Genomic DNA, 13,095 nt, shown 5'->3' on the forward strand with positions numbered 1-13,095 from the left:
GCTCGACGCCCGACAGCGAGGAGGACGCCATGACCGAGGACGCGCCCCGGCAGTTCGAGATCGACCTGCCGCCGGAGCTGATCGGCGGCGCCTACGCCGACTTCGCCAACGTGTGGCACACGCCCACCGTGTTCGTGATGGACTTCCTCACGCTCGCGAAGCCCCCCACCGACCACGTCGACCCCGAGACGGGCGAGCGGCGCACGCTCGTTCCCGCCCGCGTGGTCAGCCGCATCCGCATCCCTCCCGAGCAGGTGTTCGAACTCGCCAAGGCGCTCACGCAGCAGCTCGAGTTCTGGGAGCAGGAGACCGGCCGCCGCAAGCCGCCCGGCCCGATGCTCGGCGACGAGTAGTCGCGTCGCCCTGGCCTGTCAACCCCATGGGGGCCGCAGCCGCGCGCGCCTAACCTGACAGGGCGTCCACCGACGCGGGTGCGGCGTCCGTTCGGCGAGGGGCGGGCGCCGCACCATTCTGTCCCCGCGCTCTCGCGCCCCGCGCCGCCCCGCGCCACTGCGCCCCGCGCCCCGCCCGCTGCGCCGCGCCACTGCGCCCGCGCCCCGCCCCGCTGCGCCGCGCCCCGCCCCGCTGCGCCGCGCCCCGCCCCGCTGCGCCGCGCCCGCCCCGCTGCGCCGCGCCCCGCCGCGCCGCGCCGCCCCGCGCCCCGCCCCGCTGCGCCGCCGCGCCCCGCGCCGCCCCGCCGCGGTCCATTGCGCCCCGCGCCGCCGGCCCGTGTGCGCCCACCCGCTTCGGCGAGTCCGGAAACCGGAGGTTCGCGCTCTTTCCGGGGCGGGAAGCGGTTCCGCATCCGAGAACGCGCGGGAACTCCGGCGTTCGGCGGCCGGTCTGCCGTCGCGACCGGCCGAGTGGATGCTCCGCCCGCCCATCCGCCGGGCCGGCGTATCACCGCGCCCGCGTCGGGCTCCTCCACTGCGGAAAGGAGCCGGGATGAGTGCGCAGACCGTCATGGTCATCACCCCCGCGGTGCACGTCGCCGCGCCCGCGCCGAGAACGCGCGGACTGCTGTTCTGGATCCGCCGGTATCTGCCGGCCGAGATCGTCTGCACGATCGCGATGCTCGCCGCCACCGCGCTCGTCGCGCTGTGGACCGACAACGTCGCGCTGCTGGCGGCCGCGGCCTACATCGGCGAGACAATCGGGTTCTACGGCGTGCTCGCCGTGACCGTGTACGTCGAGCAGCGCCGCGAGTTCGGCGGCGGGCCCCGCACGCTCGGTCGCACCGGCGTGCTCCTGGTCGCCGAGTTCGGCCCCGCCGAGATCGTCGATTCGGTGCTCGTGCGTCCGGCGGCACTGATCGCGGGCGTGTGGCTCCTGCCCGATCCGCTGCTGGGAGTGCTCGCCGGCAAGTTCGCCGCCGACCTCGTCTTCTACCTCGTCGCCGCCGGCTCGTTCTCGCTCACCGACCGCGTCGGACTCCGTCGGCGTCGCGAGACGGGAGCGGCCGCATGAGCGCGCCGCGCCGGGGCGGAGCCGACGGGCGCCGCCCGCTCGCGCAGCGTCGCCGCGCCGAGACCGCGCGCCTTCTCGCGCACGACGACGCGCGCACCGCGCTCGCCCTGCACGGCACTCCGCTCCTGCTGCTCCAGCCCGACCGGGTCGTCGCCCAGTACGCGCGCCTGCGTGCCGCGCTGCCCGATGTGGCCTTCCACTACGCCGTGAAGGCGCTCTCCCACGACACCGTGATCGGCTCGCTCGCCGCGGCCGGCTGCGCCTTCGACGTGGCGACCTCGGCGGAGCTCGACCAGGTGCGCGCCCACGGCGTCGAGGCCGACCGCATCATCCACACCCACCCGATCAAGAAGCCGGCGGAGATCTCCGCCGCACTCGCCGCGGGCGTGCGCACCTTCGTCGTCGACAACGAGATCGAGATCGACAAGTTCGCGGGCACCCCGCCGACGTGCGGCTCCTCGTGCGGCTCGCGTACCGCAGCCCGCACGCCAAGAGCGATCTGTCGAGCAAGTTCGGCGTCGGTCCCGTCGACGCGGAGCGCCTCGTGCTGTGCGCGAGGGAGCGGGGCGTGCGGGTCGCGGGCTTCAGCTTCCACGTGGGCAGCCAGCTCGACGACCCCGATCGGTTCGCGGATGCCACGGCGCAGACCCTCGCTCTCATGGACGACCTCGAGCATCGGCACGACGTGCGGCTCGACGTGCTCGACATCGGCGGCGGCTTCCCGGTGGCCTACGACGACGACGTGGCCTCGATCGAGCAGATCGCCGCGCGGCTGCGCCCCGTGCTGTCGGCGCAGGCCGGTCGCCGCGAGATCATCGCCGAACCCGGTCGCATCCTGGTCGCCGAGGCGATGACACTCGTGACCAGCGTGGTCGGGGTGGCTGACCGCGGCGACGGCCGCTGGTACTACCTCGACGACGGCGTGTACGGGTCGTACTCGAACGTGGTCGCCGAGGACGTGCATCCCCTCGTGTTCGCCGTCTCCGGGCTGGCGGAGCCGGCATCCCGCCGCGAACGGCGTCCCGTGACCCTCGGCGGACCGACGTGCGATTCGGGCGACGTCATCGCCCGCGGCGTGCTGCTGCCCGAGCTGGCGGTCGGGGACCTCCTCGCGAGCCCCGCGATGGGCGCGTACACGGCGGTGACCGCGACCGGCTTCAACGGCCTTCCGCTGGCGTCCGTCGTCGCGGTCGCCGCGGGATCCGCATCCGTGGCCATCGCGAAGCCCGCAGAAGCCGAGCCCGCAGCGGCCGAGCCCGCAGTGGCCGAGCCCGCAGAGACGGAGCCCGCCGCCGCATGACGGTCGCGATTCAGACGGTGCCGTACAGCCGGTCGCCGGCGTCGCCGAGCCCCGGCACGATGTAGCCCTTCTCGTTCAGGCGCTCGTCCTGCGCGCCGAGCACGAGGGTGACGTCACGGTCGCCCACCTGCTTCTCGATCGCCGCCACGCCCTCGGGGCGCCGAGCAGGCAGATCGCGGTGACGTCCTGCGCGCCGCGCGAGAAGAGGAACTCGATCGCCGCGCCCAGCGACCCGCCGGTGGCGAGCATCGGGTCGAGCACGAAGCACTGGCGGTCGCTGAGATCATCGGGCAGGCGTTCGGCGTACGTCGAGGGCTCGAGGGTCTCTTCGTTGCGCACCATGCCGAGGAAGCCGACCTCCGCGGTGGGGATGAGCTTGACCATGCCCTCGAGCATGCCGAGCCCGGCGCGCAGGATCGGCACGACGAGCGGGCGGGGCTCGCTGATCTTCACCCCGGTCGTCGTCGTCACCGGTGTCTGGATCTGGATGGGGTCCACGCGCACGTTGCGCGTGGCCTCGTAGGCGAGCAGCGTGACGAGTTCCTCGGTGAGCTGCCGGAACACCGGCGAGGGGGTGCGCTCGTCGCGCAGCACCGTCAGCTTGTGGGTGATCAGCGGGTGGTCGGCGACGTGGAGGCGCATACGCAACAGGTTATCGCCGCGTACCCTCGTGGTGTGATGCACGACGCGGCCGACCTCGCCGCCATGGAGCGCGCGCTCGAACTGGCCGCCGAGGCCGGGGCGGCGGGCGAGGTGCCCGTGGGCGCGGTGGTGAGGGATGCCACGGGCGCCGTCATCGGCGAGGGGCGCAATCTCCGCGAGACCACCCACGATCCCACCGCGCACGCCGAGATCGTCGCTCTCCGCCAGGCCGCGGTCGCCTTCGACGCGTGGAACCTCGAGGGATGCACCCTCGTCGTCACCCTCGAGCCGTGCCTCATGTGCGCGGGCGCCATCCTTCAATCCCGCATCTCCCGCGTCGTGTTCGGCGCCTGGGACGACAAGGCAGGGGCCGTGGGCTCCGTCTACGACGTGCTGCGCGATCGCCGCCTGCCCTATCGTGCGGAGGTGGTCGCCGGAGTCGGCGAAGGCGAAGCATCCACTCTGCTGCGCGACTTCTTCGACGCTCGACGCTGATCCCCACGGTGATCGCGCCACGGACGCGCGATGGCGCAGCACTGACTGGGGGGTTTCCCGCCCCGGAAGTCGGGGGATCGCCCGGTTCCCGCGGCGCGCGGCCCTTCGTACGCTGACCCCCATGACCCAGGCATCCCTCGCCCCTCGCATCGGCTGGACGTCCATCGCGCTCGCCGCGCTCGCGATCGCCGGCTTCGCCGCCGCTCCCTACCTCACGGCGTCTCTCGCGGACCTCGCCGACGATGGTGCGGGCATCGCGCGGTCGTACGCGACGGCACCCGGCGTCGTGCAGGTCGCCCTCTACGTCCACATCGTCGGAGGGGCCACGGCGCTCGCGGTCGGTCCCCTGCAGTTCTGGCGGGGGCTGCGCCGCCGCTTCCCGCGATTCCACCGGTGGACGGGGCGCATCTACCTTTCGGCCGTGGCTCTCGGCGGAGCAGGTGCGCTCGTCATCGCACCGTTCAACCTCGCGGGCTGGGTCGGGCTCTTCGGGTTCGGTGCGCTGGGGGTGCTGTGGCTGGTCACGGGGATGCGGGGATACCGCGCCATACGCCGCGGCGACGTGCCCGCCCATCAGGCGTGGATGATCCGCAACTACGCGCTGACGTTCTCGGCGGTGACGCTGCGGCTGTGGCTCCCGCTCCTGCTCGTGCTGTCGCTCTCCCTCGGCGTGCCCGGCGGGGCGGATGCGGCCTTCGCGAACGCCTACGCGGCCGTTCCCTTCCTGTGCTGGGTGCCGAATCTGATCGTGGCGGAATGGCTCATCCGGCGCCGCGGACTCCCGTCGTACCGGCTGACGCCGGCGCCTGCGCCGATCGAGGAGCGCGTGCCGGCGATCGCCGCGGATCGGGCGTCGGCGGCGTGACCGATCAGCGGGGCAGGTGGGGGAGCACCTCGGTGCCGAGGAAGTCGACGTGCTCGGCATCCTGCAGATCGAGCACCTGGAAGTAGACGCGCTCGATGCCGAACGACCGGTACTTCTCCACCCGCTCGCCGATCTCATCGGCGCCGCCCACGATGTTCGTGCCGTCGCGCACGTCGTCGAGCGTCTTGCCGATCGCGGCCGCCCGCCGTGCGAGGTCGGCGTCGGTGGCACCCGCGAAGGTCGACATCGCGATCGAGAGGCGCACGGTCGCCGGGTCGCGTCCGACCCGCTCGCAGGCGGCGTGCAGATTGTCGATGCGGGCGCGGATCTCGTGGTCCTCGGGGAAGCCGACGTTGTACTCCCGCGCGAAGCGCGCGACCAGATCAGGGGTGCGGCGCGGTCCGCCGCCCCCGATCACCACGGGCACGGGCGACTGCACCGGCTTGGGGAGGGCGGGTGCGGCATCCAGTCGGTAGTAGTCGCCGTCGAAGGAGAACGTCTCGCCGATAGGCGTCGACCACAGCCCCGTCACGACCTGCAGCTGCTCCTCGAGGAGGTCGAATCGCTTCGGCGGGAACGGGATGCCGTACGCGGTGTGCTCGCGCGCGAACCAGCCTGCGCCCAGGCCCAGCTCGACGCGTCCGCTCGACATCTCGTCGACCTGCGCGACCTGGATGGCGAGCACGGACGGATGCCGGAAGGTCACCGGCGACACGAGCGTGCCCAGGCGCAGGGTCGAGGTCTCGCGGGCGAGGCCGGCCAGCGTCACCCATGCGTCGGTCGGCCCGGGCAGGCCGTCGCCCATGCCGCTGAGGTAGTGGTCGGAGCGGAAGTAGCCGGTGAACCCGGTGCGCTCGGCGATCTGCGCGAAGGCGAGCTGATCGGCGTAGGTCGCACCCAGGTGGGGCTCGGTGAAGACGCAGTACTCCATGGCGTGATCCCGCTCCCGCTTAGTCGGCGGACTTGATCACGAACGCTTCGGTGGACGGCGACGGATCAGTGCCGGGGCGATACACGTCGGGCTCGAGGTAGATGACGCGCGCGGCCGGCACCGCCGCGCGGATGCGCGCCTCGATCTGATCGATGTCGCCGGCGACCGCGCCCAGCGGCTTGTCGGAGGGGAGGCCGATCTTCGCGGCCACGAGGAGCTCGTCGGGGCCGAGGTAGAGCGTCTTGATGTGGATGAGCTTCTCCACCTCGGGGCCGTCTTCGACGGCGTCGACGATCCGCGCGTGGTCGGCGTCGGTCGCGCCCTCGCCGACGAGGAGGCTCTTGGTCTCCACGCCGAGCACGATCGCGACGACGATCAGCAGCGTGCCGATCATGAGCGTGCCGATCGCGTCGAAGATCGAGTTGCCGGTGATCGCGGTGAGCCCGACGCCCAGCAGCGCGAACGCGAGTCCCGTGAGCGCAGCCACGTCTTCGAGGAGCACGACGGGCAGTTCCGGAGCCTTCGCGCGGCGCACGAACGCGACCCACGACTGGCCCTTCTCCCGCACGTGGTTGCTCTCGCGCACAGCGGTGCGCAGTGAGAAGGACTCCAGCCCGATCGCGATCACGAGCACCGCGATCGGGATCCACACGTTCTCGAGCTCATGCGGGTCGGCGATCTTCTCCACGCCCTCGTAGATCGAGAACAGGCCGCCCACCGAGAACAGGATGATCGAGACGACGAACGCGTACACGTAGCGCTCGCGGCCGTACCCGAAGGGATGATCGGCATCGGCGCGTTTGCGTGCCTGGCGCCCGCCGAGCATCAGGAGCAGCTGGTTGCCGGAGTCGGCGACCGAGTGGATGGCCTCGGCGAGCATCGAGGCCGACCCCGAGAGGAACCACGCGACGAACTTCGCCAGGGCGATGCCCATGTTCGCCAGGAACGCCGCGAGGATGGCCTTGCCGCCGCCGGATGCACTCATGGCGACGAGTCTAGAGTCGCCGGGGCGCGCCGCTCGGCCTGGCGCCCCCGCGCGCCGCTCAGTCGGCGGAGCGAAGGATGATCGCCTCGGTCGGAGGCGAGGGATGCTGCGCGTGGCCGATGTACCCGATGACCTCCAGCAGCGCGTGACGCACCTCCGCAGGGCGCTCGATGTGCGGGGTGTGGCCGACGCCCTCCAGCGCCAGTTCGGCGACCTCGCCGCCGTCGGCGGCGTAGCGCCCGAGCACGTCGCGGGTCTGCCCGATCATCTCCTGCGCCGGGGCGACCTCGGCGCCGGGCCAGTCGGGCACGATGCCGAGCTGACCGAGGTTGTTGACGTCGAAGAACGACGCGTCCGAGATGATCGCGTCCGCCGTGCCGCGCACCCACAGAATCGGCGGCTTGACCTCGAGCTCGGTGATCGCCGACACGTTGAAGTGCTTCGGCGCCAGCGTGTTCACGACGCCGATGTCTCCGGCGGCGAAGCCGGGCCAGTTCTCCGAGGGGCGCGAGTCGCCCGGGTAGTTGCCGCTGGCGGTCGAGGTGGTGAGCATGGATGCCACCCACACGTCCTCGATGTCGGTCTTGTAGTCCGAGGCGACGTAGGTGGCGCGAAAGACCGAGCGAGGCGAGGTCGCCGCCTCATCGGTGGTGTCGCCCGCCGTGAGCCGCGCCACGAAGTCGGGATTGGCGGAGCCGCCGCCGCAGCCGGCGTCGTCGTCGGTGAGCCGAGAGCCGTCGCGCCGCGTGCCGCCGAAGCCGTACGGAGAGACGGGCGATTCGAGCGTGAGGCTGAGCACCGGGTGGTCGAGCGCGTATTGCATGACGACGGCGCCGCCCATCGACCAGCCGACCAGGTGCGCGGTGGGGATCTCGAGCTCCTCGAGCGTCGCGAAGACGTCGTCGCTGAAGTCGCGCACGCCGCGCGTGGCGTCGACCGGCAGATTCTCGCTGGCTCCGAAGCCGCGCAGGTCCACCGCGATCACGCGGAGGTCGGCGGGCAGATCCTGCATCAGCTCCTGCCAGAACAGCGACGAGGACACGTTGCCGTGCACGAAGACGATCGTGCGCACGGGCGGCGCTGCCGGGTCGTCGCCCTCGCGCTCGAGGATCCCGACGTTCAGGCGCGGGGTCTCGATGATGCGCTGGGTGATTCCGTCGAGGAGGTTCATGGGCCGGATCCTTCACTTCGCCGCGGGTGCCTCGGCGCCCCCGCATCCTCGACTATAGCCCCGCCCTCGAAGCCTCGTGAATCACCTTTCATGTTCGTGGTCGACCCCCCACTGCAACGGCGATGCCGCGCCTAGGATGGCGAGGTGACCATTGACGCGCTGCCCCCCATCGCCATCATCGGAGCCGGCTCGATGGGCGGTGCGATCCTGCAGGGCCTGGTCGCCAGCGGGGCCGCGCCGCGCGTGATCGTCACCAACCGCACGGCGCAGAAGGCCGAGGCGCTGTCCGGTCTCGCCGGCGTCGAGAGCATCGCCCTGGAGCACGACCCCGACGGGAACGCACGCGCCGCCGCCGCCGCCGACGTGGTGCTCATCGGGGTGAAGCCGGCGATGGTGCCCGACCTGCTCGCCGACATCGCGCCGGCGCTTCGCCCAGGAACGATCGTGGTCAGCCTCGCCGCCGGAGTGACGATCGCGACCTTCGAGCGCATCCTCGGCTCGGCCTGCCCGGTGGTCCGGTCGATGCCGAACACGCCCGCGATCGTCGGCCGAGCCGTCACCGGCATCGCCGCAGGCTCCACCGCCACCGCCACGCACGTGGAGACCGTGCGGCGTCTGTTCGAGACCTGCGGCGCCGTGATCGAGCTGCCCGAGGCGCAGATCGATGCACTCTCGACGATCTCCGGATCGGGCCCGGCGTACGTCTACCTCCTCATCGAGGAGCTCACGCGTGCCGCGATCGGCAAGGGCTTCACGGAGGCCGATGCGCGCCTCATGGCGGAGCAGACCTTCATCGGGGCCTCGGCCCTGCTGGCCGCGTCGGGAGAGGATCCCGCGGAGCTGCGGCGGCGGGTCACCAGCCCCAAGGGCACGACCGAGCGCGCGATCGCCGTGCTGCAGGAGGCGCGCCTCGACGACCTGTTCGCGAGGGCGACGGATGCCGCGCTCGCCCGCGCACGGGAGCTCGCCGCCGGCGCGTGAGGGCGGGTGGGTCGCGGCGCGCCGCTTGCGCTCCGCCCCGCGAGGCGTAGCATCCGGTTCGTGCTCACACGTGACGCGGCGAGGGTGCGGCGTCGCCGCGGCATGCGCCTCCACCCGGCCCAGGTGGTCGTCGTCGGATTCGCCTCGGTCATCCTCGCCGGGGCAGGGCTGCTGACGCTGCCGGCGTCGTCGGCGACGGGGGAATGGACCGACTTCGACGACGCGCTGTTCACCTCGACGTCGGCCGTGTGCGTGACCGGGCTCACCACGCTCGACACCGCGACGCACTGGAGCGGGTTCGGCCTGGTGGTCATCATGCTGCTGATCCAGGTCGGCGGCCTGGGCATCATGATCCTCGCCACCCTCATCGGCGTGGTGCTGGTGCGGCGCGTGAGCGTGCGCTCACGCCTGAACGCCGCGGCTGAGACGCGGGCGATCGACAGGTCGGACGTGCGCCGCGTCGTGCGCGGCATCGTGCTGGCCTCGCTGGTCATCGAGGCGGCGGTCTTCCTGCTCCTCCTGCCGCGGCTCGTCGCCGGATACGGTTACGGATGGGGGGGGGGCCTGGCACGCGCTGTTCCACGCGGTCTCCTCGTTCAACAACGCGGGCTTCGCGCTCTACAGCGACAACCTCATCGGGTTCGCGACCGATCCGTTCATCTGCCTCCCCATCTGCGCGGCGATCATCCTCGGCGGACTCGGCTTCCCCGTGCTGCTCCAGCTGCGCCGCGAATGGCGGCGGCCGCTGCACTGGAGCATGAACACCAAGCTCGTGCTGTCGCTCACTGTGACCCTTCTCGTGCTCGGCACGGCCTTCATCACCGCGCTCGAATGGAACAACCCCGACACGCTCGGTGGGTACGAGGACCTGTGGGCGCGTGTGCTGATCGGGTTCTTCCACTCGGTCCAGACCCGTACCGCCGGCTTCAACTCGGTGGATGTCGGGCTCATGCACGATGAGACGTGGGTCGGGATGGACGTGCTGATGTTCATCGGCGGGGGCCGGCCGGCACCGCCGGCGGCATCAAGGTGACCACGTTCGCGGTGCTGTGGTTCATCCTGCTGACAGAGCTGCGCGGCGAGGGCGCGGTGAACATCTTCGGCAAGCGCCTCTCCCGCGCGGTGCACCGGCAGGCGATCGCGGTGGTGCTCGTCGCGATCGCCGCGGTCATGGCGGCCGTGATCGCGCTCATGGTCATCACCGGCCTCCCGTTCGACCGGGTGCTGTTCGAGGCGGTGTCCGCCTTCGGCACGGTCGGGCTCTCGACCGGCATCACGCCCTCCCTGCCGCCGTCGGCGGAGCTCGTGCTCATCGTGCTCATGTTCCTCGGCCGCATCGGCCCGCTCACCCTGGGCTCCGCCCTCGCGCTGCGCGAACGACGCATCCTGTACGAGTACCCGAAGGAAAGGCCCGCCATTGGCTAAGTTCTCGCTGTTCTCCGACACCTCGCGACGCATCGCCGAGGCCGACTCGGTGGCGGTCATCGGGCTCGGCAGGTTCGGCACGGCGCTCGCCGAGGAGCTGATGGCCTCGGGCACCGAGGTGCTCGGCATCGACACCGACGAAGACCTCGTGCAGTCGTTCAACGGCGTGCTCACGCAGGCCGTGCGCGCCGATGCGACCAAGGAGGAGGTGCTGCGCCAGCTCGCCGTCGACCAGTTCGATCGCGTCGTGGTGGCGATCGGGCACGACCTGCAGGCATCCATCCTCACGGCATCCCTCCTGCTGCAGCTGAAGGTCCCGGTGATCTGGGCGAAAGCCGTCAACGAGCAGCACGGGCGCATCCTCGAGCAGCTCGGCGTGCATCACGTGATCTACCCCGAGCGGGAGATGGGCCGCCGCGTGGCCCACCTGGTGCGCGGAGCGGCCATGGACTACCTCGAGATCGAGCGCGGGTACTCGCTCGCGAAGATCGTGATCCCGGCGACCTTCACGGAGCGGGCGCTCGGCGAGACCTCGATCCGCCAGAAGCACGGCATCACGGTCACCGCGTACCACCCGGTCGACGGGGTGTGGCAGAACGCCGACAACGCGACGGTGCTGCACACCGGCGACAAGGTGCTGATCGTCGGTCCGACCGAGCGCGTGGAGGCATTCGCCCAGCTGCGCTGACCGCGGACTTGCGCGTCCGCGGTCGACCGCGGACGCGCGCGTCAGCGATCCAGCGCGGCGAAGCGCTCGATGTCGGAGTTGGTGCCCGACACGATGATGAGGTCGTGGTTGGTGACGATGGTGTTCGCCTCCGCGTAGCGGAACGGCTTTCCCGGGCTCTTCACGCCCACCACGGTCACGTTGTACTTCGTGCGCACGCCCGACTCGTTCAGGCCCACGCCACGGATGAACTTGGGCGGGTACATCTTGGCGAGCACGAAGTCGTCGTCGAAGCGGATGAAGTCGAGCATGCGGCCGCTCACGAGGTGGGCCACGCGTTCGCCGGCCTCCCGCTCCGGGTAGATGACGTGGTTCGCGCCCACGCGGGCGAGGATCTTGCCGTGCGACTGCGAGACCGCCTTCGCCCAGATCTGCGGCACCTTCAGGTCGACGAGATTGGCGGTGATGAGCACGGATGCCTCGATCGAGGACCCCACGGCGACCACGGCGACCTGGAAGTCCTGCGCCCCCACCTGCTTGAGCGCGTCGATGTTGCGCGCGTCGGCCTGCACGGCGTGGGTGACCCGCTCGGACCACTTCTGCACGAGGTCGAGGCTCTCGTCGATGGCCAGCACCTCGCGGTCGAGGCGGTCGAGCTCGCCGGCGCAGGCTGCTCCGAACCGGCCGAGACCGATGACCAGGACGGGGGCGTCGCTGCGGATCCTCTCAACCAACGATGGGCCTTTCCACGGGCAGCGAGTACAGCTGCGATCGGGACGTCGCGGCCACCGCCGCGGCGAGTGTCACTGTACCAATGCGGCCCATGAAGATCGTCAGGGCCATCACGTACACGGCGGGGTCGGGGAGCTCGGAGGTGAGCCCCGTCGAGAGCCCGACCGTGCCGAACGCCGAGATGACGTCGAAGAGCACCTCGGCGATGGGCGCTTTGGTGATCTGGGCGATCGTGATCGTGGAGAGGGCGACGATGGTGGCACCCCACGCGACGACCGAGAGGGCGACGCGCTGCACGTCGCTCGGGATGCGGCGGCCGAAAGCCTCCACCGAGGCGCGGCCCCGCGCCTCCGACCAGACGGCGAGGGCGAGCACGGCGAGCGTGGTCACCTTGATGCCGCCGGCGGTGGACGCGGAGCCCCCGCCCACGAACATGAGCATCGATCCGACCACCAGCGACGAGCCGTACAGCTCTCCGATGTCGACGACGGAGAAACCGCCCGATCGGGTCATGGCGGACAGGAAGAAGGCCTGGAAGGTCGTGTCCCAGGCATCCATCGAGCCGAACGTGCCGGGGTTGTCGTATTCGAGTCCGAGGAACGCGATGGCGCCGGCGAAGAAGAGCAGCACCGTCGTGATGAGGGTGAGCTTGGTGTGCAGCGACCATCCTTTGAGGTGCCACGTGGTCCGTGCCAGCGTGTAGATCACCGGGAAGCCGATGCTGCCGAGGAACACCGCGATCATGAGGATCGTCAGGAGCACGTAATCGTCGGCGAACGGCTCCAAGCCGCCCGGGTTCGGCGTGAAGCCCGTGTTGGTGAAGGCCATCGCCGCGTAGAACGGGGCCTCCCACAGCGCCGCGAGCGGCTCGATGCCGGCGAGGATGAGCGCGGGATAGAGCGTGACGGCGATGACGCCCTCGATGAGGAGGGTCGACAGGGCGACCGTCCGCAGCAGCTGGCCGACCTCGCCCAGGCGCACGGTCTGGCCCTCGTTGACGGGGCCGCCGTGCGCGCGCAGCGGGTTCGAGTCCCCCGCGGCGATGAGCTTGGCACGCAGGCCCAGCCGCTTGGAGATGACCAGACCCAGGATCGAGGCGAGCGTCAGCACGCCCATGCCGCCGATGTTCACGCCGATGAAGATGATCGTCTTGCCGAACGCCGACCAGTGCGTCGCGGTGTCGACGGTCGTGAGCCCGGTGACGCAGATCGTCGACATCGCGGTGAACAGCGCGTCGGCGAGCGCCGTGCGCCGCCCGTCGGCCGCCGCCGCCGGCAGCGACAGCAGCGCGGTGAAGATGAGGATGAGGAGCGAGAACACGCCGACCGCGAAGCGCGAGGGAGATGCCGTGGTGAGGTCGCGCACGGTGTCCCATATGCGCTCGAGCTGTTGCGGGATGCGCCGCACGAACGAGCCGCCCGGGCTCATCGACAT

Annotated in this window: 14 protein-coding genes and 3 pseudogenes; 11 read left to right on the top strand and 6 right to left on the bottom strand. The window is 71.1% G+C overall.

Annotated features, from left to right (window positions below; translation table 11 throughout):
* Positions 1 to 29 precede the first annotated feature (29 nt).
* From HQM25_RS03220 to HQM25_RS17750, 4 genes and pseudogenes are all read left to right on the top strand, one after another.
* Positions 30 to 353, top strand: coding sequence for a DUF3467 domain-containing protein (locus HQM25_RS03220; RefSeq protein ID WP_172988936.1), 324 nt, complete (start codon positions 30 to 32; stop codon positions 351 to 353).
* A 592-nt stretch (positions 354 to 945) separates the two neighbouring features.
* Positions 946 to 1,467 (top strand): hypothetical protein, encoded by a 522-nt coding sequence (locus HQM25_RS03225; protein ID WP_172988937.1) that lies wholly within the window; start codon positions 946 to 948, stop codon positions 1,465 to 1,467.
* A pseudogene (locus HQM25_RS17745) lies at positions 1,464 to 2,251 on the top strand (type III PLP-dependent enzyme); the annotation flags it as partial. The gene HQM25_RS03225 and the pseudogene HQM25_RS17745, both read left to right, overlap by 4 nt.
* Positions 2,249 to 2,767 (top strand): hypothetical protein, encoded by a 519-nt coding sequence (locus HQM25_RS17750; protein WP_254359752.1) that lies wholly within the window; start codon positions 2,249 to 2,251, stop codon positions 2,765 to 2,767. The pseudogene HQM25_RS17745 and the gene HQM25_RS17750, both read left to right, overlap by 3 nt.
* A gap of 10 nt (positions 2,768 to 2,777) precedes the next feature.
* On the opposite strand, the pseudogene upp reads toward HQM25_RS17750, so the two are convergent.
* A pseudogene (upp, locus tag HQM25_RS03235) lies at positions 2,778 to 3,409 on the bottom strand (uracil phosphoribosyltransferase).
* A 36-nt stretch (positions 3,410 to 3,445) separates the two neighbouring features.
* On the opposite strand from upp, the gene tadA reads away from it, so the two are divergent.
* A complete protein-coding gene (gene tadA / locus HQM25_RS03240; RefSeq protein WP_254359754.1) occupies positions 3,446 to 3,904 on the top strand; it encodes a tRNA adenosine(34) deaminase TadA in 459 nt (152 codons plus the stop codon).
* 121 nt (positions 3,905 to 4,025) lie between these two features.
* On the top strand, positions 4,026 to 4,769 hold the full coding sequence (locus tag HQM25_RS03245; RefSeq protein ID WP_172988938.1) for a DUF2306 domain-containing protein: 744 nt from the start codon (positions 4,026 to 4,028) through the stop codon (positions 4,767 to 4,769).
* Positions 4,770 to 4,773: 4 nt separating this feature from the next.
* On the opposite strand, the gene HQM25_RS03250 is transcribed toward HQM25_RS03245, so the two are convergent.
* The 3 genes from HQM25_RS03250 to HQM25_RS03260 are packed head-to-tail and all read right to left on the bottom strand — an operon-like array spanning position 4,774 to position 7,856.
* On the bottom strand, positions 4,774 to 5,700 hold the full coding sequence (locus tag HQM25_RS03250; protein ID WP_172988939.1) for an LLM class F420-dependent oxidoreductase: 927 nt from the start codon (positions 5,698 to 5,700) through the stop codon (positions 4,774 to 4,776).
* 19 nt (positions 5,701 to 5,719) lie between these two features.
* On the bottom strand, positions 5,720 to 6,685 hold the full coding sequence (locus HQM25_RS03255; RefSeq protein ID WP_172988940.1) for a cation diffusion facilitator family transporter: 966 nt from the start codon (positions 6,683 to 6,685) through the stop codon (positions 5,720 to 5,722).
* Positions 6,686 to 6,743: 58 nt separating this feature from the next.
* Positions 6,744 to 7,856: an alpha/beta fold hydrolase gene (locus tag HQM25_RS03260; protein WP_172988941.1), complete on the bottom strand. Its 1,113-nt coding sequence runs from the start codon at positions 7,854 to 7,856 to the stop codon at positions 6,744 to 6,746.
* Between the two features lie 192 nt (positions 7,857 to 8,048).
* Between HQM25_RS03260 and proC the strand changes: the two genes are divergently transcribed.
* The 5 genes and pseudogenes from proC to HQM25_RS03275 all read left to right on the top strand — a co-directional run bounded on the left by proC (position 8,049) and on the right by HQM25_RS03275 (position 10,950).
* Positions 8,049 to 8,837, top strand: coding sequence for a pyrroline-5-carboxylate reductase (proC, locus tag HQM25_RS03265; protein ID WP_254359756.1), 789 nt, complete (start codon positions 8,049 to 8,051; stop codon positions 8,835 to 8,837).
* 102 nt (positions 8,838 to 8,939) lie between these two features.
* Positions 8,940 to 9,374 (top strand): annotated as a pseudogene (locus tag HQM25_RS18030) (potassium transporter TrkG); the annotation flags it as partial.
* A 37-nt stretch (positions 9,375 to 9,411) separates the two neighbouring features.
* On the top strand, positions 9,412 to 9,870 hold the full coding sequence (locus tag HQM25_RS18035; RefSeq protein ID WP_367948304.1) for a potassium transporter TrkG: 459 nt from the start codon (positions 9,412 to 9,414) through the stop codon (positions 9,868 to 9,870).
* On the top strand, positions 9,867 to 10,262 hold the full coding sequence (locus HQM25_RS18040; RefSeq protein ID WP_367948296.1) for a potassium transporter TrkG: 396 nt from the start codon (positions 9,867 to 9,869) through the stop codon (positions 10,260 to 10,262). The genes HQM25_RS18035 and HQM25_RS18040 overlap by 4 nt, the downstream gene beginning before the upstream one ends.
* A complete protein-coding gene (locus HQM25_RS03275) occupies positions 10,255 to 10,950 on the top strand; it encodes a potassium channel family protein (RefSeq protein ID WP_172988943.1) in 696 nt (231 codons plus the stop codon). The genes HQM25_RS18040 and HQM25_RS03275 overlap by 8 nt, the downstream gene beginning before the upstream one ends.
* Positions 10,951 to 10,991: 41 nt before the next feature.
* Here HQM25_RS03275 and HQM25_RS03280 read toward each other — a convergent pair whose 3' ends face one another.
* Positions 10,992 to 11,663 carry a potassium channel family protein gene (locus tag HQM25_RS03280; RefSeq protein ID WP_172988944.1) on the bottom strand — a complete coding sequence of 224 codons (672 nt, stop codon included), beginning with the start codon at positions 11,661 to 11,663 and terminating at the stop codon, positions 10,992 to 10,994.
* Positions 11,656 to 13,089 (bottom strand): TrkH family potassium uptake protein, encoded by a 1,434-nt coding sequence (locus HQM25_RS03285; protein ID WP_254359757.1) that lies wholly within the window; start codon positions 13,087 to 13,089, stop codon positions 11,656 to 11,658. Before HQM25_RS03285 ends, HQM25_RS03280 begins: the two co-directional genes overlap by 8 nt.
* Between the last annotated feature and the right edge of the window lie 6 nt (positions 13,090 to 13,095).

The organism is Microbacterium hominis, assembly GCF_013282805.1.
Classification (GTDB): domain Bacteria; phylum Actinomycetota; class Actinomycetes; order Actinomycetales; family Microbacteriaceae; genus Microbacterium; species Microbacterium hominis_B.